This window comes from Pelagirhabdus alkalitolerans (genome assembly GCF_900096905.1).
GTDB classification, from domain to species: domain Bacteria; phylum Bacillota; class Bacilli; order Bacillales; family Amphibacillaceae; genus Pelagirhabdus; species Pelagirhabdus alkalitolerans.
This window is the reverse complement of the sequence record NZ_FMYI01000011.1, coordinates 1-21,050: the sequence shown is the minus strand read 5'-3', so window position 1 is coordinate 21,050 and position 21,050 is coordinate 1. Positions and strand designations below refer to the sequence as shown.

General features: G+C 39.1%; 20 protein-coding genes and 1 tRNA gene. 20 read left to right on the top strand and 1 reads right to left on the bottom strand.

Features of this window, described 5'->3' with window-relative positions:
• Window positions 1-199 precede the first annotated feature (199 nt).
• From BLR62_RS11085 to BLR62_RS11070, 4 genes are read left to right on the top strand one after another with little or no spacing between them, the layout of a single operon-like run.
• A complete protein-coding gene (locus BLR62_RS11085) occupies window positions 200-1,219 on the top strand; it encodes an FAD:protein FMN transferase (protein WP_245719461.1) in 1,020 nt (339 codons plus the stop codon).
• Window positions 1,220-1,255: 36 nt separating this feature from the next.
• Window positions 1,256-2,071: an energy-coupling factor transporter ATPase gene (locus BLR62_RS11080; RefSeq protein WP_090796933.1), complete on the top strand. Its 816-nt coding sequence runs from the start codon at window positions 1,256-1,258 to the stop codon at window positions 2,069-2,071.
• Window positions 2,062-2,919: an energy-coupling factor transporter ATPase gene (locus BLR62_RS11075; protein WP_090796931.1), complete on the top strand. Its 858-nt coding sequence runs from the start codon at window positions 2,062-2,064 to the stop codon at window positions 2,917-2,919. Before BLR62_RS11080 ends, BLR62_RS11075 begins: the two co-directional genes overlap by 10 nt.
• Window positions 2,916-3,719, top strand: coding sequence for an energy-coupling factor transporter transmembrane component T family protein (locus BLR62_RS11070; protein WP_090796928.1), 804 nt, complete (start codon window positions 2,916-2,918; stop codon window positions 3,717-3,719). The genes BLR62_RS11075 and BLR62_RS11070 overlap by 4 nt, the downstream gene beginning before the upstream one ends.
• 65 nt (window positions 3,720-3,784) lie before the next feature.
• On the opposite strand, the gene BLR62_RS11065 is transcribed toward BLR62_RS11070, so the two are convergent.
• Window positions 3,785-3,861: transfer RNA gene (locus BLR62_RS11065), tRNA-Met, on the bottom strand.
• Between the two features lie 211 nt (window positions 3,862-4,072).
• Here BLR62_RS11065 and spoIIE point away from each other — a divergent pair.
• The 16 genes from spoIIE to lysS all read left to right on the top strand — a co-directional run bounded on the left by spoIIE (window position 4,073) and on the right by lysS (window position 20,702).
• Complete coding sequence (gene spoIIE, locus BLR62_RS11060) at window positions 4,073-6,496, top strand: stage II sporulation protein E (RefSeq protein WP_245719460.1); 2,424 nt, start codon at window positions 4,073-4,075, stop codon at window positions 6,494-6,496.
• A gap of 71 nt (window positions 6,497-6,567) precedes the next feature.
• Window positions 6,568-7,302: a VWA domain-containing protein gene (locus tag BLR62_RS11055; RefSeq protein WP_090796924.1), complete on the top strand. Its 735-nt coding sequence runs from the start codon at window positions 6,568-6,570 to the stop codon at window positions 7,300-7,302.
• A complete protein-coding gene (locus BLR62_RS11050) occupies window positions 7,265-8,197 on the top strand; it encodes a protein kinase domain-containing protein (RefSeq protein ID WP_176759285.1) in 933 nt (310 codons plus the stop codon). Before BLR62_RS11055 ends, BLR62_RS11050 begins: the two co-directional genes overlap by 38 nt.
• Window positions 8,198-8,257: 60 nt before the next feature.
• Complete coding sequence (tilS, locus tag BLR62_RS11045; RefSeq protein ID WP_090796920.1) at window positions 8,258-9,661, top strand: tRNA lysidine(34) synthetase TilS; 1,404 nt, start codon at window positions 8,258-8,260, stop codon at window positions 9,659-9,661.
• A 10-nt stretch (window positions 9,662-9,671) separates the two neighbouring features.
• A complete protein-coding gene (gene hpt, locus BLR62_RS11040; protein WP_090796917.1) occupies window positions 9,672-10,217 on the top strand; it encodes a hypoxanthine phosphoribosyltransferase in 546 nt (181 codons plus the stop codon).
• A gap of 123 nt (window positions 10,218-10,340) precedes the next feature.
• Window positions 10,341-12,338: an ATP-dependent zinc metalloprotease FtsH gene (ftsH, locus tag BLR62_RS11035; protein ID WP_090796916.1), complete on the top strand. Its 1,998-nt coding sequence runs from the start codon at window positions 10,341-10,343 to the stop codon at window positions 12,336-12,338.
• Between the two features lie 210 nt (window positions 12,339-12,548).
• Complete coding sequence (locus BLR62_RS11030; RefSeq protein ID WP_090797024.1) at window positions 12,549-13,316, top strand: type III pantothenate kinase; 768 nt, start codon at window positions 12,549-12,551, stop codon at window positions 13,314-13,316.
• Window positions 13,317-13,330: 14 nt separating this feature from the next.
• Window positions 13,331-14,215 carry an Hsp33 family molecular chaperone HslO gene (gene hslO / locus BLR62_RS11025; protein WP_090796913.1) on the top strand — a complete coding sequence of 295 codons (885 nt, stop codon included), beginning with the start codon at window positions 13,331-13,333 and terminating at the stop codon, window positions 14,213-14,215.
• Between the two features lie 2 nt (window positions 14,216-14,217).
• On the top strand, window positions 14,218-15,105 hold the full coding sequence (locus BLR62_RS11020; RefSeq protein WP_090796912.1) for a foldase protein PrsA: 888 nt from the start codon (window positions 14,218-14,220) through the stop codon (window positions 15,103-15,105).
• 63 nt (window positions 15,106-15,168) lie between these two features.
• Entirely contained in the window at window positions 15,169-16,089 is a 921-nt protein-coding gene (gene cysK / locus BLR62_RS11015) for a cysteine synthase A (protein ID WP_090796909.1), read from the top strand.
• Window positions 16,090-16,240: 151 nt separating this feature from the next.
• A complete protein-coding gene (gene folP, locus BLR62_RS11010) occupies window positions 16,241-17,065 on the top strand; it encodes a dihydropteroate synthase (protein WP_245719459.1) in 825 nt (274 codons plus the stop codon).
• Window positions 17,066-17,437 carry a dihydroneopterin aldolase gene (gene folB, locus BLR62_RS11005; protein WP_090796906.1) on the top strand — a complete coding sequence of 124 codons (372 nt, stop codon included), beginning with the start codon at window positions 17,066-17,068 and terminating at the stop codon, window positions 17,435-17,437.
• Window positions 17,430-17,927 carry a 2-amino-4-hydroxy-6-hydroxymethyldihydropteridine diphosphokinase gene (gene folK, locus BLR62_RS11000; RefSeq protein ID WP_090796904.1) on the top strand — a complete coding sequence of 166 codons (498 nt, stop codon included), beginning with the start codon at window positions 17,430-17,432 and terminating at the stop codon, window positions 17,925-17,927. Before folB ends, folK begins: the two co-directional genes overlap by 8 nt.
• Window positions 17,915-18,133 (top strand): helix-turn-helix domain-containing protein, encoded by a 219-nt coding sequence (locus BLR62_RS10995; RefSeq protein WP_090796902.1) that lies wholly within the window; start codon window positions 17,915-17,917, stop codon window positions 18,131-18,133. The genes folK and BLR62_RS10995 overlap by 13 nt, the downstream gene beginning before the upstream one ends.
• Window positions 18,134-18,144: 11 nt before the next feature.
• On the top strand, window positions 18,145-19,140 hold the full coding sequence (gene dusB / locus BLR62_RS10990; RefSeq protein ID WP_090796900.1) for a tRNA dihydrouridine synthase DusB: 996 nt from the start codon (window positions 18,145-18,147) through the stop codon (window positions 19,138-19,140).
• Window positions 19,141-19,217: 77 nt separating this feature from the next.
• Entirely contained in the window at window positions 19,218-20,702 is a 1,485-nt protein-coding gene (gene lysS, locus BLR62_RS10985; RefSeq protein WP_090796897.1) for a lysine--tRNA ligase, read from the top strand.
• Window positions 20,703-21,050 lie beyond the last annotated feature (348 nt).

The following is a 21,050-nucleotide window of genomic DNA, read 5'->3' as shown; positions in this document are numbered from 1 at the left end:
TACAAAAAAGTAAACAAAGTATTCACATTTAAGGTTAAACACGATAAAATAAACAAGATGAAAATGATAGCATGTCTGATACTAATAAATAGACAGCCTTAAATACACATGCTATACTCGTTTTCGGAATTAATAAATGTGAATATTTTCACAGTTAAAAATAAAAGGGGCGTTTATTCAGATGAAATTAAAGTTCTTAATGGTGGCAATAGTTAGTGTCTTTATATTGATCGGTTGTTCAAATACTGAAGACGGTTTGCTTGAAAATCCCTATCAAGAAACTGATTTTTATATTGGTACCGTGATCAATTTAAGTGTCTATGATGAGGATAAGGAATATGTCATTGAAGAATCTATGGAACTTATTGATGAATTAGAGCATATGTTGAGTGAAGAAATTGATACGTCGGTCGTTTCTGAAATCAATCGACAAGCTGGTATTGAGCCGGTCGAGGTACCGGATGAACTGTATGAATTAATGGAAGTGAGTTTGAAATTCGGTGAGGATTCTGATGGTGGTTTTGATGTAACAGTTGGGCCGTTAACAGATCTGTGGCGCATTGGTTATGACGATGCAAGAGTGCCTAGCCAAGCAGAGATTGATGAAGTTTTAAAACGAATTGATCATGAATCAGTTGTCTTGAATGAAGAGAATCAAACGGTATTCTTAGAACAAGAAGGTATGGAATTAGATTTAGGGGCGATTGCGAAAGGGTATATTACCGATAAAGTCAATGAATTGATGGAAGAAGAAGGTGTAAGGTCAGCTATTCTTGATTTGGGTGGCAACATCTTTGTTCGTGGCCATCGCCCATCTGGTGATAAGTTTACAATTGGTGTTCAGAACCCTTACGAGCCGAGAGGGGAAATTGCAGGTCGAATTAGGTCTACAGATGAATCTGTCGTTACATCTGGTATCTATGAACGGTATATAGAGGAAGATGGTGTGAAATATCATCACTTACTTAACCCTGATACAGGTTATCCATTTGATAATGAAATTGCTGGTGTAACCATTATTAGTGAAAATTCAACCGATGGTGATGCATTATCAACAGTGGTTTTTGCAAAAGGTCTAGAAGATGGAATTGATTACATTGAGTCACTTGATGATGCGGAAGCTATTTTTGTGAGTCGAGATAAAGAAATCATTTTAAGTAGTGGTGTTGAAGATGAGTTTGAGCTCATCAATGACGACTTTGAGGTTATCGATTATTAAGAAGAAAGCATTACATGCAGAAGGAGGCAGCAACGCATGACAGATCAACCATTACTCTCAGTTTGTGATATCAGTTTTCGCTATGATATAACGCAAGATGTCTATGCGCTGTCTGCTATTTCATTTGATTTAAACCGTGGGGAATCTTTAGCCGTGATCGGTGATAATGGCTCTGGAAAATCAACATTGGCTCGACTATTAACAGGTCTATTAAGTCCAGAAAAAGGAGCTATTTATTTAGATGGTGTTGAGCTAAACGAGGGTTCGAAAAAAATGCTGAGGCGTCAAATGGGAATTGTGTTTCAAAATCCGGATAATCAATTCATTGCGACATCTGTTGAGGATGATGTTGCGTTTGGGTTGGAAAACCTTAATATCCCTTATGAACAGATGCGCAGTCGAGTTGATGAAGCACTTGAACTTGTTGACATGTATGAGTATAGAACAAAGGATCCATCTCAATTATCAGGTGGTCAAAAACAACGCGTTGCTCTAGCAGGTGTGTTAGCACTAAAGCCAGAGCTTATGATTTTTGATGAAGCATTCGTCATGCTAGATCCGATGAGTAGGCGCTCTATTTTAGAAACATTGCGTCGCATTCAATCAGAATTGAATGTTTCAATAATCTCCATTACACATGATCGAGACGAAATTGAATTTTTTGATTCATTATTAGTCTTAAATCAAGGTGAGCGTGTCATGCGCGGTAAACCGGCTGAGGTGTTTAAGCAAATGAGTTCGCTAAAGCCTCCGTTCGCAGAACAATTACGTCGTGATCTCGTTGATGCGGGGATGGATTTACCAGATTACTACATGTCCGAATCAGAGTTGGTGGATACTCTATGCAAATAAATTTTAATCGAGTGTATGCAGATTATCAATTAGGGCCCATCCGATCTAAAAATGTAGTGGACGGTATTTCGCTTGAGCTTGCTAAAAATACATTTACAGCTGTTGTTGGTCATACGGGTGCAGGGAAGTCAAGTTTACTCAAATTACTAAATGGCTTATTGTTACCGACAGATGGAGAGGTATCGGTTGGTGATTTAACAATCGATAAAAATGGCAAGAAAAAAACGTTAAATAAAGTTCGTAAACGCGTTGGAATGGTGTTTCAGTTCCCTGAGCGCCAGTTATTTGCTGAAACGGTTGAACAAGATATCGCGTTTGGGCCGAAAAATTTTGGGTTTAGTAAAGAAGAAATCACGCAACTTGTCGATCAAAGTTTAAAGCAAGTCGGTTTAACACCGGACATTTTACCAAAATCGCCATTTTCTTTATCAGGCGGACAAAAGCGTCGAGTGGCGATTGCGGGCATTATTGCAACGAAGCCTGATGTTTTAGTGTTGGACGAGCCGGGTGCAGGGCTTGACCCAGAAGGGAAACAGGAGATATTAGCGATGCTTCGGACATTACATGATACACATGATTCGACGACGATTCTTGTGACACACGACATGAATGATGTGGTGACGTATTGTGATAATGTCTTAGTAATGGAAAAAGGACAAGTGACGACACATCAAACGGTTCGTGGTTTGTTTTCTAATCAAAATGAAATAGACAGATTAGGGATCGGATTACCTGAACCCCTTCGACTCCAGCGACTCATCGAGGAACATACAGGTCGAGTATTTCCACACGTTTGCTTAACGCAACAAGAATTGAAAGATCAGCTATTGGAGGGAGCGCACCTATGAAATCATTAATTCTTGGGCGTTATTTCCCTAACGATTCTATTATTCACCGATTAGACGCTCGAGCTAAATTAGTCGCAGCTCTTTATTTTATCGGTTTGTTGTTCTTTATCGATCATGGACTTGGTTATTTATTTGTTGGACTATTTACGTTAGGTGTTATGTATTTAACGAAGATACGCTTGTCAGTATTTATAAAAGGCGTTAGACCGCTTATATTTCTTATTTTATTTGCAGCGATGATGCGTGTTTTATTCACTGGCGGTGGTGAAGTCTTTGTTTCGTGGGGACCATTTACAATCTCTAGTCAAGGTTTATGGGTCGGTCTCTTTACTTTCATGCGCTTTATTTTAATTATCTTTATATCGACGGTTTTAACACTCTCTACAAAGCCGGTTGACTTAACAGATGCGATTAATGCCTTGTTAAAACCATTGCGTAAACTAGGTGTTCCTGTCGATGATTTTGCACTTATGTTGTCTATTTCATTACGGTTTATCCCGAACTTGCTAGATGAAACGCAGCGTGTGATGGACGCTCAACGCGCACGAGGTGTGATTTTCGGTGAAGGTACGATTGTCGAGCAAATGAAAAAGTTAGTTCCCATTGTTCTACCGCTTTTTGCAAGTTCACTGAACCGTGCAGAAGAAATGGCAGATGTGATGGATGTGAAGAATTATCAATCAGGAGAGAAAAGAACCCATTTCAGACAGCTAACATGGCACACAAGTGATTCGATAGCTCTACTCATGATGGTTGGTTTAACAGCCGTTGTCATAGTCGTTAATTATACAATGGTATAAAAAAAGAAGAGGCATTTGCCTCTTCTTTTTTAACGACTCTATTTATGTATATGATTTGGAGATAATGGTAGCGGCGGAGGGGATCGAACCCCCGACCTCACGGGTATGAACCGTGCGCTCTCGCCAGCTGAGCTACACCGCCATGACGTAATTTTCAAAGTCACAAGTGATATAATACAACAGCTGTTTAGGTGTGTCAATATATTTTTATTTTTTCGCTATACATTTTCTGAAAAAACAATAAATGTCGAACGATTTATTGACCTGGCACGTCATTTTGACAAAAAATAAATGATTTCTGTGCTTTAATAAGCCTCATATGAATGAAGAGGTGAATGAATATGGAAATCTTAATGAAAAATTATTTTAAGAAATATGGCTATGACCTCATTCGCAGGCGACTTAATATGATTTATAACTGGGCAAAGAAAAAAGATGTCATTTTCTATTTGATTGCCTTTTTACTTGCTAGAGCGACTTTATTTTACGAGATAAGTCCATTTATATTAGCGTATTTGATTAGTGTCTGGGTCGTAAAGCCAAACAGGATCAAACCGGTCATTGTGTTTAGTTTAATGGGCGGCATGACGTTAGGGCTTGTCTTGTTTTATCATCTATTGATTCAATTGTTGTTATTTGGTTTCTTTTTAACATTAAACATCGATGTGAATAAAACGAGGTTTGCGCCGTTCATTGCATTTGGTGTAAGTGCGCTGAGTCGTTTGCTCTTTGAGTATTTACTAAACGGCATTACAGCCTATGCCTGGTTAATGATGGGTGTTGAAGCCTTCTTGTGTACAATCTTATTGTTTATTTTTATTCAAAGCACACCGCTTTTAGTACCGGTTCACTATAAATTAACACTAAAAACCGAAGAAGTTGTCTGTTTCACGATTTTAATCACATCGGTCATTTGTGGTCTTGCAAATATTGCATTATTTGGGCTTCCTCTAGATTATGTAGCCTCTCGTTACTTCATTCTTTTGTTATCTCTAAGTGGTGGAGCGACAATTGGCGCAACAGCCGGTGTCGTTATTGGATTACTACTCAGTTTTGTTAATCAACCCGATCTCACACAACTGTCATTACTTGCATTTACAGGATTGTTAGGTGGATTGATGAAAGATGCAAATAAAGTCGGTGTAAGTCTCGGTCTTTTGATTGGAACCGTTTTGTTAGGCATCTATCAAGCGGAATCATTGAAGTTGTTCTCATCATTTAACGTATCACTCGTTGCCATTATTCTGCTTTATTTAACACCTAAGCAGTGGATCAAAACGTTAGCACGATTTATACCGGGTACATATGAACAAGCAGAAGAACAAAGGCATTATTTGAGTAAACTTAGAAACACGTGCGCCAATCGGATGGAAAATTTCTCAGATGTTTTCTTAGCTTTATCTGAAACGTTTATAAAAGCACCAGAAGAATTGGCGGATGTAGGGGCCGAGGAGCGAGAAATGGATCAGTTTTTGAGTCAAGTAACCGAAAAAACGTGTCAGACATGTTTTAAGAAAACAACATGCTGGACAAAACAATTCGATAAGACGTATCAAACAATGGCGACGATGAAAACTGAATTAGAAGAAAATGCTCAACTCGCTCAAACGACACAAGCTAAGTTTTATAAACATTGTTTAAAAGCACTAAAAGTAGAAGCGGTGATGAAAGAGGAATTAGCGCACTACCATGCCAATCAATCTTTAAAGCGGCAAGTGGGTGAGAGTAGACAGTTTGTCGCCAATCAATTATTGGGGGTTTCTGAAGTGATGAATAATTTCGCAAAAGAGATGGTGCTCGAACGTCACCATCATGAAAAGCAAGAACGTGAAATTTGGGCATCATTGCAGTCGATTGGTTTAACCATTGAAGAAATTGATATTTATTCACTTAACAAAGGGAATATTGATATAGAAATGACCATTGCGGTGTATCAATATAATGACGAAGGAAGTAAATTAATTGCGCCTATTTTATCTGACATATTAAATGAGTCTGTCGTCGTAAAAGAAGAGGAAATATCAGCGATGCCTAATGGGTATTGCTTTATGATCTTTCAATCTGCTAAACGGTATCAACTCGATATGGGGGTCGCGCATGTCGCAAAAGGAGGGGGCTTTGTCTCAGGCGATAGTTATTCGGTCATGGAACTACCACAAGGCAAACACGCCCTAGCCATTAGTGACGGTATGGGAAACGGTAAGCGAGCTCAGAAAGAAAGTATGCAAACATTAACGTTATTACAACAAATTTTGCAGTCAGGGATTGATGAGCAAGTGGCCATTAAGTCAATTAATTCGATTCTTTCATTAAGAATGACAGATGAAATGTTTTCAACCCTCGACCTTGTCATGATTGACCTTCAAACAGCTGAGGGACAATTTTTAAAGATCGGTTCAACGCCAAGCTTTATTAAACGCAGAAACGAAGTATTGTGTGTTGAATCAAGCAATTTACCGATCGGTATTATTAAAGAATTTGATGTAGATGTGGTTGATGAACAACTGGAGTCAGGAGACTTATTAATTATGATGAGTGACGGTATGTTTGAAGCCAGACGCGAAATCGAAAATCAAGATATTTGGTTAAAGCGAATGATTCGTGAAATCGAAACTGATGAGCCTCAAGAAGTAGCAGATCTTTTACTTGAGCGTGTCGTGCGGGAAACAATTGATACCCCGCAAGATGACATGACGGTACTGGTGGCAAAAGTTGAAGCATTTCACTCTAAATGGGCGACGGTTCCTTACTATACGTACCCGAATCAAATCAGTTAATCGAGCATGTATAAAATAGTCTGTTTTTCCCCATCATGGTATTAGTCAAAATATAAGGGAGGAACGTGACGATGAATAAAGGAACGTTAAAGCAAATACTACTGATCACTGATGGGTGTTCAAACAAAGGAGAAGATCCGTCTGTTGTCAGTCAGAAGATTCATAAACAAGGGATCGTCGTCAATGTCATTGGTATTTTATCTGAAGGTGAAGGATCTGACAGTTTACTAGAAATAGAAGAGATTGCGACCTCAGGTGGGGGTGTTAGTCAACTCGTTTATCCAAATCAATTATTAAAGACCGTTCAGACAGTGACCAAACAAGCAATGAATCAAACGTTGAAAGGGGTCGTTAATCAAGAGCTCAAACAGTTGTTGTCAAAAGATCAATCGATAGATACACTTCCACCAGACCAACGCGGTGAAGTGATTGAAGTGGTTGAAGAATTGGCCGAGACGACTCAGATGGAATTGATTGTTCTTGTCGATACGAGTTTAAGTATGCAAAACAAATTAGAAACGGTAAAAGAAGCCTTAATTGACTTGTCGATCACGATGAATGCACGTATCGGTAAAAATCAGTTTATGATTTGTGCTTTTCCAGGTGCTAAAACAGTGACGGAAAAAGTCATGGATTGGAAAAGTGAATTAAAAGACTTACATGCTGTATTCCCGAAATTAACAAGTCGAGGCGTAACACCAACAGGACCTGCGCTTAAAGAAGCGTTCTATCAATTTAGTCAAACGGATTTGATGAGGAGCTTTGAAGGTGAAACGACAGAAGAGCCATTCGATTTCAGTTTATAACCTCACGCCAGGCACTCAAATAGTTGGCTATTGGCACCAGCAAACCTTTACCATTATTAAACCCTTAGGAGTCGGAACAGTCGGTGCTGTGTATTTAGTTAAGCGTCAAGACCAAGCATTATTAGCCCTTAAAATAAGTGATAACAGCCTATCGATTACCTCTGAAATTAATGTGCTGAAAAAACTAAGCAAGGTCCGAGGCAACCGCCTGGGGCCTTGCTTGTATGACCGAGATGATTGGCGAATTAATAGTATCAATTGTTACAGCTTTTATACAATGAGTTATATTAAAGGGCGTTCATTTAATGAAGCGGTACGTAACGCATCGGTCAATGTACTATTTACCCTCATTAGTCAATTACTCGATCAAGTTGAACACTTGCATAAAGCGGGTTTTGTATTAGGCGATGTGAAAGTAGAAAATGTGATGGTATCAGATGATTTGAAAAACATATCATTTGTTGATGTCGGCGGGATTACGATGATGGGGCGTTCGATTAAAGAGTACACTGAATTCTATGACCGGGGTTACTGGCAAATGGGAACGCGTTATGCAGAAGTAAGTTATGATCTCTTTTCGATTGCGATGCTCGCTCTACACGGTATTTATCAAAAGCCGTTTAAACGTCAAGAAAAGCCTAGCGCTCAATTGAGTAAAAAGATGAATCAAAACCCTGCATTAAAACCGTATCGGACTTGTATGGAGAAAGCTTTACACGGTCGTTATACAAGTGCTAAAAAAATGAAAGAAGACCTCAATTTGATAACAGCACCTAGTCGAAAAAGAACACGAAGCAACACACATGTACCATCGATCGCTCATACTTCAATAGGGGAGCTTATTATTTTAGCGGTTGGAAGTGTGGTTCTATTTATTGTTGCGACTTTCTATTGAGACGTTATTTTGGTACGATATATAATGGATGAGACGGATTGATAAAAAGTAGGGATAGCAATGTTAACAGAAACAGTCGATGCTTATATCGACCATTATAAACTGATAAAATCAAATACAACGCTCATCGTTGGTGTTTCTGGTGGGCCAGACTCGATGGCTCTTCTTCATTACTTGATGAAAAAACAAGAAATGATGGGGCTTCGTCTTGTCGTGGTGAGTGTTGATCACTCATTAAGACAGGAAGGTTCTGCGCAAGACTTAGCTTATGTTAGGCAATTCGCCGAAAAAAACAATCTTATATTTGAAGGTCGAACGGTAGATGTCCCTGCATATAAAGAACGTTATCAACTTGGTACACAAGAGGCAGCGCGCACCTTACGTTATCAAGCCTATCACGACGTGATGCAAGCCTATGAAGCGGATTATTTGGTACTAGGACACCATGCAGATGACCAAATTGAGACGATTTTTATGCGTTTAAGCAGAAATACGAACCTAGATGGATTAGGAGGTATGCGCAAAGCGCGCCCCTTTTCGATCGGCCTCTTAATTCGTCCTTTTTTATCTGTTACAAAGGATATGATCACTGCATACTGTGCCTCAGTAGGAATTGAGCCAAGGTTAGATCCGAGTAATGAGCACGATCAGTATACTCGGAATTACTTTAGACATCACATTCTTCCACTCATTAAAGAATATAATCCTAATTTAGATCAAACGATTCAACAATTTAGTGAGCATGTTGCAGATGATGTTGATTATTTAAATGAAGAGGCTGAAAAATTACGAAGACTTAGTAGAGTAGAGGGTTCTTTCCAAGATGACATGATTCATGAGATCGACATGATCAAAAAACATCCTCGTGCTTTACAAAGAAGGTTGTTTCATCTAATATTAAACTATCTGTATGATACCCTGCCAAAAGGTTTGACCTTTAGGCATGAACAACAGTTTTTTGAGTTGCTACAAAGTGAGAAACCAAACCTCAACTTTGATTTGCCAAATGACTTAAAAATGTTGAAAAACTACAATGTCATACGATTTTCGTTCCGCAAAGAACCTTTGACGTATGAACAAACACTGTCTATACCTGGTGAAACAAGGCTACCCACAGGTGTGAGTGTTTTTACCGACATTGTGTCCAAAGAAGAGGTAGAGGAGAGTGATGATTTCACTTTCTATTTACCAATTGACACAAAAGAATCCATTCCGACGCTATGGGTTAGAACGAGACAACCAGGTGATCGCATTTATTTAGCCTATCTTAATGGCCGAAAGAAACTAAAGTCACTTTTTATTGATCGGAAAATCCCCCTTCAATACCGTGATGAATGGCCAATCCTTGTTGACGAAAAGGGTCGAGTGCGATGGGTGATGGGATTAACAAAGAGTGAAGATCATGCGGAATTAGAAAAAGCGAACTACATTAAAGTAACAATTTCATCAATTCATATGTTTTAGGAGGATCATGATGCATAAGGACATCGAGAAAATATTAGTTTCACAAGAAGAAATCCAAGAGAAATGTCAAGAATTAGGAAAGCAGCTACAAGAAGAGTATGAAGACCGATTTCCACTCGCAATTGGTGTATTAAAGGGTGCATTACCTTTTATGTCTGATATTCTTCGCTATATGGATACATATCTTGAGATGGATTTTATGGATGTGTCAAGTTATGGAGGAGAAATGCGTTCCTCTGGAGAGGTTAAAATTGAAAAAGATTTGAATACGAAGGTCGAAGGACGTGACTTGTTAATTATCGAAGATATTATTGATAGTGGTTTAACGTTAAGTTATTTGGTTGATCTATTTAAATATCGTAAAGCACGTTCTGTTAAAATTGTTACTTTATTAGATAAACCTGAAGGCCGAACAGTCGATATTAAAGCAGATATTGTAGGTTTTAAAGTGCCAAACGAGTTCGTAGTTGGCTACGGATTAGATTATCAAGAGAAATACCGCAATCTTCCATACATTGGTGTCTTAAAACCACACGTTTATGGTGGCGAATCATAAAAAGTAAGCTAAACGGTCAAACAAAATAAACCTTAAGAAATGAAAGATTCGCATCAGTTGCGAGCCTTGTTTTTCCTATGGTACGATGTAGTATAGTTTTTCTCGTTTGGGAGGAGGAAATGAATGAATCGAATAGCACGTAATTTCATATTTTATGCTGTTATTGCCCTTGTATTGTTGTCGGTTATGCAATTGATAACAGGACAAGATGGTGAAACAGAAGAATTCAAAGTTGATGAATTCATTGAAGTACTAGGTAATGAAGAAATTGAAACATTAGAAATGCGCCCGATCCATGGGGTTATGCAAGTGACAGGTGAATTAAATGATGAAGAATCAACTAATTTCATCTCACATATACCAGATAATCCAGATATCGTTGCAACCATTACATCACAAGCTTCAAGTCAAGGTATCATAGACATTCAGCCAGAAGAACAGCCGAGTCCTTGGGTTAGTTTTCTAACGGCGATGTTACCGTTTATCATTATTGTTGTTATCTTCTTATTCTTGATGAACCAGTCACAAGGTGGCGGAAACCGTGTGATGAACTTTGGTAAGAGTAAAGCGAAAATGTACACAGAAGATAAGAAAAAGGTACGCTTTAATGACGTAGCAGGAGCAGATGAAGAGAAGCAAGAACTTGTCGAAGTTGTTGACTTCTTAAAAGACCCACGTAAATTCTCAAGTATTGGTGCCAAAATTCCTAAAGGGATGCTGCTTGTTGGCCCTCCAGGGACAGGTAAAACATTACTTGCTCGAGCGGTCGCTGGTGAAGCGGGGGTACCGTTCTTCTCGATCAGTGGTTCTGACTTCGTTGAAATGTTCGTTGGTGTAGGTGCTTCACGTGTTCGTGACTTATTTGAGAATGCGAAGAAGAATGCACCATGTATTATCTTTATTGATGAGATTGATGCTGTCGGTCGTCAACGTGGAGCCGGTGTTGGTGGGGGTCACGATGAACGTGAACAAACGCTAAACCAATTACTCGTTGAAATGGATGGATTCGGTGAAAACGAAGGTATTATTATGATTGCCGCAACTAACCGTCCGGATATTTTAGATCCAGCATTACTACGTCCAGGTCGTTTTGACCGTCAAATTACGGTTGATCGTCCAGACTTAAAAGGTCGTCAAGAAGTCTTGCAAGTTCATGCGCGTAATAAACCGTTAGCTGAAGATGTTGAACTTAAGACAGTTGCGATGCGTACACCTGGCTTTTCAGGTGCGGATCTAGAGAACTTGCTAAATGAAGCGGCTCTTGTTGCTGCTAGAGGCGATAAAAAAGAAGTCGAAATGGTCGATGTCGATGAAGCGATTGACCGTGTGATTGCTGGACCTGCTAAGAAGAGTCGTGTGATTTCAGACAAAGAAAGAAATATTGTCGCTTACCACGAAAGTGGACATACGATTATTGGTATGGTGCTTGATGATGCGGATATGGTACACAAAGTAACGATTGTACCACGTGGCCAAGCTGGCGGTTATGCTGTTATGCTTCCTAAAGAAGATCGCTACTTCATGACAAAACCAGAATTGATTGATAAGATTACCGGACTACTGGGTGGTCGTGTTGCCGAAGAAATTATCTTTGGTGAAGTGAGCACAGGCGCTCACAATGACTTCCAACGCGCAACAAGCATTGCGCGTAAGATGGTCACTGAATACGGTATGAGTGAACGAATTGGTCCACTACAATTCAGTGGTGGGAATAGCCAAGTCTTCCTTGGACGTGACATGCAGAGTGATGCGAACTATAGTGATGCAATCGCATATGAGATTGATCAAGAAATGCAAAGTCTCATCAACCACTGCTATACACGCGCTAAGGATATCTTAACTGAGAATCAAGAAAAATTAGAACTTGTCGCGAAGACACTTCTAGAAGTTGAAACGCTCGATGCAGGTCAAATTAAATCACTGTTTGAAGATGGTGTTTTAAAAGAACCAGAAGTCGTTTCAGAACAAAATGGTTCTGAGTCAAAAGAAGACCAAACATCGACCGAAGAAGGTGTGAATGTTAATATTCGTGCTAAATCAGAAGATGTAGAATCAACAGATGTTGATGAAACAAAAGACAATTCCGAACCAGATCAAGACGCTTCTTCAAAAGAAGATTAATAAAAATGGACCAGCAGCGCTTAAGCTTAAGCAACTGCTGGTCTTATTTTTCCGCATTCATGTGTAGTATTTATTTGTTGATTGAATCAAAAAGCAGTAAAATAGACAGTGAAGATTTTATTGTTTCAAAATTAAAGTATAAAGAAAATAGAGCATGCTCAGGGTAGATGAGCATATGTGTTGTTTTCTAAGAGTGGGGTTGGTGAGCGTGTGTTATTAGTACTTGATGTAGGAAATACAAATATTGTGATGGGTTTATTCGATAAGGACCGCCTAGCCTATCAATGGCGAGTTAAGACAGACCGAGAAAAAACCGAAGATGAATATGCAATGCTCGTTCAATCACTATTTGATTATCATGAGCTTGATTTTAGTTTGATTGATGATCTGATTATTTCATCCGTTGTCCCTCCTATTATGTATGCATTAGAACGTATGGGTGAAAAATACTTCAAGCGAAAACCAATTATTGTTGGCAAGACGCCAGTCCATGAGTATTTAAAAATGAATTATCCAACCCCTAATGAAATAGGAGCGGACCGAGTCGTCAATGCTGTTGGCGCGATTAAATCCTATGGAGCCCCATTGATTATTATTGATTTTGGTACGGCGACAACGTATTGCTACATTGATGAATCAGAATCTTATTGTGGCGGTGCGATCACACCAGGGATAAAAATATCTATTGACGCTTTATACAACCGAGCTGCAAAATTACCTAAAGTAGAGATTACACACCCAGAGCGTGTAATTGGAAAATCAACGGTGAATGCAATGCAATCAGGGTTGTATTATGGCTATGTCGGACAAGTGGATGAGCTCGTGCGCCGGTTCAAAAAGGAAAGTGGTTGTAACCCGAAAGTCATCGCAACAGGTGGTTTAGCTGAATTGATCGCAGATGAATCGGAAATGATTGATGTCGTCGATCATGCCTTAACTTTAAAAGGTTTAAAAGAAATTTATCATAACGTTAAATAAAAGGAGTTTTTGGATTGAGTGATTATATAGTAAAAGCAATGGCATTTGGTGGTTCGATTCGAGCATACGCGATTGAATCAACCACATTAGTCGAGGAAGCGAGAAGACGTCATGACACATGGGCAACAGCATCAGCTGCATTAGGTCGTACAATGACAATCAGTGCCATGATGGGTACGATGTTAAAAGGACAAGACAAGTTAACAGTCAAGTTGGAAGGTGATGGTCCGGTAGGTCCGGTTGTAGCCGACGCCAATTCAAAAGGGGAAGTGCGTGGTTATATTACCCATCCTCACGTTGATTTTGAATCAAACGATGAAGGAAAATTGGATGTAAAGCGTGCTGTTGGAACGAGTGGTTTCTTAAGTGTTGTTAAAGATTTAGGTTTAAAAGAACATTTTACAGGGCAAGTGCCAATTGTATCGGGCGAAGTGAGTGAAGACTTTACCTACTACTTTGCTAACTCAGAACAAGTCCCTTCGGCAGTAGGAGCGGGAGTACTTGTTAATACAGATCATACGATTGCAGCAGCTGGTGGATTTATCATTCAAGTGATGCCAGGTGCAACAGATGAACAAATTGATCAACTTGAGAAACAATTAGCATCGATCCCACCGATCTCTCAAATGATTCAAAATGAAAAAACACCGGAAGATATCTTAAGAGCATTGTTTGGTGCTGATGATGTAGAATTTTTAGAGACTGTGCCTGTTGAATTTAATTGTCCATGTTCTTTAGACCGAATTAAAAATGCAATTAAAGGACTCGGTGAAGAAGAAATTGACAGCATGATTGAAGAAGATGGCGGTGCAGAAGCGACATGTCATTTCTGTAATGAACATTATCAACTAACAAAAGAAGATTTAGAAATGATTAAAAAAACAGAGGAGCTACACTAGTGATGAGAAGACCACTACTCGTTTTTTTAGGTTTGTTAGTCGTAACGAACATTGTAACGTATGTTGTAGCAAGTGATTCACAGACTGAAACACGTCAACCGACAGAAGAAATTGATGTACAAGAACCGATCGCGACGGTTGCGGGCGACACCATTTATTATGATGAGTGGTTGGATGATTTAGAGGTCAATTACGGGAGAGAAGGCTTAAATGAAATGATTGACCGCCGAGTAGTGAGTGAATTAGCAGATGAACATAACATGTCAATTAATGAACGTGTTATTGACCTTGAAGTTGCTTACTTGGCAACATTATCGAATCAATTACCTGAAGGTGATGTTGAACGTATTGAAAACAGCAGGCGTGAAGATGTCGAACATCGATTGCTAACAGAAAAATTAATAACACGGGATATCGACATTTCTGATGCTGAGGTTGAAGATTATTATCAACAATATCAGTCACAGTATAATTTTTCAGAACGTGTTGAATTATCACATATCGTTGTTGATGACTCGAATACAGCTAATCGAGTTTATCAAGAATTAGAAGAAGGGGCTTCATTCTATGCCTTGGCAGCGGAATACACAACAGATGAAGATTCTCGATCAAATGGTGGCTACCTCGGCTTTTACACTGAAAGCAATTCAACGTTACCAAGCGGTTATTTTGAACAAGCCGTTGAAGTTGGACCCTATCAATATACCGAACCATTTCAACAAGGTAGTGAGTATGTCATTCTAAAAGCTCACCGTCACTTACCATCAATCGACCTTGACCTAGATGACCTGCGTGAACATATTCGATTGACATTGGCGATCGAAGAGATGGAGAAAGTTCCAGAAGCGAGAGATTTATGGGCGGAAGTGGAAGTTGAGACGATTTATTGACAAAGGTACAAAGGTAGCATAAAATAAAACAAATAAGATTACTCGGAATTAGGAGGGCTTTAAATGAAAGTTCATGATTCAATCGCGTCGTTAATAGGGAATACACCGATTGTGAAGCTAAATCGTATGACAAGTCCAGAAGATGCTGATGTTTATGTTAAGTTGGAATATATGAATCCCGGAAGTTCAGTAAAAGATCGCATTGCTCTTGCGATGATCGAAGACGCAGAGGAGCAAGGGTTGTTAAAAGAGAAGGATACAATTATTGAACCGACAAGTGGTAATACAGGAATTGGTATTGCGATGGTCGCAGCGATAAAAGGTTATCAAGCAATTCTTGTCATGCCAGATACGATGAGCATGGAGCGTCGCAATTTACTACGAGCATACGGTGCTCAACTGGTCTTAACGCCGGGTTCAGAAGGTATGAAAGGCGCGATCAAAAAAGCAGAAGACTTAAAAGAAGCGAATGGCTACTTCATGCCACAACAATTCCAAAACAAGGCGAACCCATCAATTCACGAACGTACAACAGGTAAGGAGATCGTTGAACAAATGGGCGATGAACTAGACGCGTTTGTTGCAGGTATTGGAACGGGTGGTACGATTACAGGCGCCGGAAAAGTCCTTAAAGAGCATTATAAAAACATCTCTCTATATGCAGTGGAACCGAGTGATTCAGCCATTTTATCTGGCGAGGAACCTGGTCCACATAAAATCCAAGGTATTGGTGCCGGTTTTGTGCCGAAAATTTTAAACACCGAAATTTATGATGACATTGTTAAAGTAACGAACGATCAAGCTTATAGCACGGCGAGAGAAGCCGCTCGTCTAGAAGGTTTACTAGGCGGTGTATCATCAGGTGCTGCGATTTATGCAGCGACACAAGTTGCTAAATCTTTAGGAAAAGGCAAAAAAGTATTAGCGATTATCCCAAGTAACGGAGAACGTTATCTATCAACGCCGCTCTATCAATTTGAATAGAAAATAGAAAGCTTAGCTCTTACAAGCAGTAAGGGCTAAGTTTTTTTGTGTGTAAAAAAAGCTTTTATCAAGTTTTCAGGTTTTCTCCAAAAATCACTGAATTGATTGGTAATTGATGATAGAATAAGAAGAAAAACGGGGGACGATCGTTTTGAATAGACAAATAAAGACAAAACACGGTATGATCGATCTGACGAAAAAAACAGCGGTTATGGGTATTTTAAATGTAACGCCAGATTCATTTTCTGATGGTGGTCATTTTAATCATGCTGAGCAAGCTGTAAAGCGAGCACTTGAAATGGAAGCAGCAGGCGCTGATATCATCGATATTGGTGGTGAATCGACGCGTCCAGGTCATACACCTGTTTCTGAATCAGAAGAAATTGACCGTGTGGTACCTGTGATTGAAAAGATTCGAGAAGTTGTGTCAATTCCTTTATCTATTGACACATTTAAATCTAAAACAGCTAAAGCAGCGCTTGATGCTGGAGTCGATATGATTAATGATGTATGGGGAGCTAAGTATGATCCGGCGATCGCACGAGTTGCAGCGGAATACAACGTTCCGATTTGTTTAATGCACAACGGTCGAAACGAGCCTTATCAAAACTTAATGGAAGATATTCAAACGGAGTTAAAAGAAAGTATTCAAATTGCTAGTGATCAAGGTGTGTCGCAAGACCAAATTATCCTCGATCCCGGAATTGGCTTTTGTAAAACAAAACAAGAAAATTTAGATGTTTTACGTCAATTGGATCAACTTCAAGTGTTGGGACATCCACTTCTATTAGGGACATCAAGAAAATCAGTGATTGGTCACTACCTCGATTTACCAGTTGATGAACGCGATGAAGCAACAGCGGCGACAACATCTTTTGGCATTACTAAAGGTGTTGATATCGTACGTGTACATGACGTATTAATAAATGCGCGCGTGGCACAAATGACTGATTTGTTAGTAAGAAAGGGCGATTAGATGGACAAAATATATTTAAATCAATTAGAATTTTACGCCTATCACGGTGCGCTTAAAGAAGAAACAGCCCTTGGTCAACGTTTCACTGTTGATTTAGAGTTAAATGTAGATTTGAAAAAAGCAGGGCAAACGGATCAACTTTCCTATACCGTACATTACGGTGAAGTGTATGAAATCGTTAAGTCAGTTGTTGAAGGACAAACGTATCAATTGATCGAGTCTGTTGGAGAGAGGATTGCTAAAGAGGTACTGTCCACTTATGAAATGGTCAAAGGTTGTAAAGTTAAAGTTATAAAGCCCACCCCACCAATCGCGGGGGTTTATCAGTCTGTAGCCATTGAAATTGACCGGGAGCCGTCTGATTATGAATAACGATGCTTATATTGCGCTCGGATCAAATATTTCACCAAGAGATGGTTATTTAAAACAAGCGATTGACACACTACATTTAGATGAGTCCATTCAAGTTGAAGAAGCCTCACCGATTTATGAGACAGACCCTGTTGGCTATGATAATCAGGGTAAATTTTTAAACCAAGTCATTAAAGTGAGGACTTCCTATGACGCACCTGATTTATTGATGGTCTGTCAGGAAATTGAACGCGAATTGGGGCGTAAACGTGATATAAGATGGGGCCCACGAACAATAGACCTTGACATTTTACTGTATAATCAAGAGAATATGAAGACAGAGCAACTCATCTTACCGCACCCTCGCATGCATTTAAGAGCGTTTGTTTTGATTCCATTAATGGCCATTGCTCCAGAACTCATCCTACCGACTGTGAATAAAACAGTTGAATCCGTCGTGCAATCCATCCCAAAAGAAGAGAAACGAGGGATCAAGAAATGGATCAAGTAAAATGGGGTAGGCGAATTAAAGCATTTCGTAAATTAAAAGGTTATACACAAGAAGCGTTTGCTAAAAGAATGAATGTGTCTTTATCAATTGTCAGTCAAATAGAACGAGGGAAACGTTGGCCCTCAGATGAGTTTATACAACAAACTACCGAAACGCTAGGGGTCTCTAAAGCAGAGTTGCGTCCGGTAGATAAGAAAGACTATTAGGAGGAGAAGCGATGTTTCAGATAGGAGATATAACAATTCCGAATCGAGTTGTCCTTGCGCCTATGGCAGGTGTGAGTAATTGGGCATTTCGTTTAACGGTTAAAGAATTTGGTGCAGGTTTAGTCTGTGCTGAAATGGTAAGTGATAAAGGGATTGTCAATAAAAACAAGAAAACAATGGATATGCTTTATATAGATGAAGCTGAAAAACCAATGAGTTTACAAATATTTGGTGGTCAGAAAGATTCAATGATTGGAGCGGCACAATTTGTAGATCAGCATACAAACGCAGATATTATTGATATCAATATGGGATGTCCTGTTCCTAAGATTACAAAGTGTGATGCTGGATCACGTTGGTTATTGCAACCTGAAAAGATTTACGAACTAGTATCAGCTGTATCCAATGCTGTAGACAAGCCTGTCACGGTAAAAATGAGAAAAGGCTGGGATGACGATTCCATATTTGCCCTTGAAAATGCAAAGGCAGCTGAAGAAGCCGGAGCTAAAGCTTTAGCTCTACACGGTCGAACGCGAGAACAAATGTATGAAGGTGTGGCAGATTGGCAAGTCATTAAGGATGTAAAGAATTCGATCTCGATTCCGGTTATTGGTAATGGAGACATTGATTCGCCAGAAATTGCAAAGCAACGTCTAGAGGAAACGGGTGTAGATGCTGTTATGGTTGGACGTGCGGCTTTAGGAAATCCGTGGATTATGTACCGTATTGCTCAATACCTTGAAAACGGTACGTTGATCGACGAACCAACACCAGAAGAAAAGATCAAAGTATGTCTTCTTCATGCAGATCGTCTTATTGAAATTAAATCTGAGCGAGTAGCTGTGATGGAGATGCGAAAACATGCCGCTTGGTATTTAAAAGGATTAAAAGGTAATGGCAAGGTGAGAAAAATGATCAATGAAGTTAATACACGTTCAGAACTTAAAGATTTGCTTGATGAGTATGCACAACATTTGAAAGAAATGCAGGCTCAACCAACAACTTAATCTAAGGAACATTGAACGATGTGATAAACTAGTGACAGAATAAAACAAACTTTAATTATACGTGGGAGTGATCAATAATGTCAGATGAATTAAATGAGCATATGCGAGTTAGATTAGATAAACTTAATGCTATGCAAGAAAATGGTTTGAATCCTTTCGGTGATAAATTTGAACGTACTGATTTAGCTAGTGACCTACAAGCAAATTATGATGAATTTACTAAAGAAGAGTTAGAGGAAAAAGAAACCACAGTTACGATTGCGGGTCGTATTATGACAAAGCGTGGAAAAGGGAAAGCCGGGTTTAGTCATATTCAAGATGTTAGCGGACAAATACAACTATATGTTAGAAAAGACGCGATTGGCGAAGAAGCATATGAATGGTTCAAGTCAGCTGACTTAGGTGATATTGTCGGTGTAACGGGTACGATGTTTAAGACCAATGTAGGTGAATTGTCAGTTAAAGCTTCATCATTTGTTATTTTAACAAAATCATTAAGACCTTTACCTGAGAAATTTCACGGACTTAAAGATGTTGAACAACGCTATCGTCAACGTTACCTAGACTTGATAACAAATCATGATAGTAAAGAAACATTTATCATGCGCAGTAAGATTATTCAATCAATGCGTCGCTACCTAGATGCAGATGGTTTTTTAGAAGTTGAAACACCAATGATGCACAGCATACCAGGTGGAGCATCAGCACGTCCGTTTGAAACGCACCACAACGCACTAGATATTCCATTATATATGCGAATTGCTATTGAACTACATTTAAAACGATTAATAGTAGGTGGACTTGAGAAAGTATATGAAATCGGACGTGTCTTTCGAAATGAAGGTGTATCCACTAGGCATAACCCAGAATTCACAATGATTGAACTTTATCAAGCATATGCTGATTACCACGACATCATGGATTTAGTAGAAAATATGGTGGCTCATATAGCTAAGGAAGTGACTGGCTCAACGACTGTGCAATACGGTGAAGAAGAAATTGATCTTTCACCTGCTTGGAAACGAGTTCACATGGTTGATATTATTAAAGAATATACAGGTGTAGATTTTTGGGAAGAGATGACAGACGATGAAGCTAAGGCTCTAGCTAAAGAACACAATGTTGCGATTCAAGATACTATGACATTCGGTCACATCGTTAATGAATTCTTTGAACAATATGTTGAAGAACAGTTAGTACAACCGACATTCGTTTATGGACACCCGGTTGAAATTTCACCATTAGCTAAGAAAAATAAAGACGATGGCCGATTCACTGATCGATTCGAATTGTTTATTGTTAGACGTGAGCATGCTAATGCATTCTCAGAGCTCAACGACCCAATTGATCAACGTCAAAGGTTTGAAGCCCAAGTGAAAGAAAAAGAATCAGGGAACGATGAAGCTCATGAAATGGATGAAGATTTCTTAGAAGCATTAGAGTACGGCATGCCTCCAACGGGTGGCTTAGGCATCGGAATTGACCGGTTAGTTATGCTACTGACAAACTCTCCGTCAATAAGAGATGTTTTATTATTCCCGCAGATGAAGCATAAAGAATAAGAAGATTCATTATTAAGGCTTTTCACTCCTTCATTTGAACACAGTCGTTTAAATGGAGGGAGGAGAAGCCTTAATTTCATCTTTTAATAAAATGTTATTGACGCATCTTTCTTACCGTGTTATATTAATCAAGTCGCCAAATTAATAGTTGATTTTAAAGCTAAAAAACAGGCGAAACAAAATTTAAAAAGTTGTTGACTTTTTCACATCAGCGTTATATAATATAAAAGCTGTCGCAAAAACGACAACAAAAATTGATCTTTGAAAACTGAACGAAACAACCAGTACGTTAAGAAATGAAGTAAGACAAAAGCTAGTGCTTTTGAACCGAGTTTAGATAAACTTAAC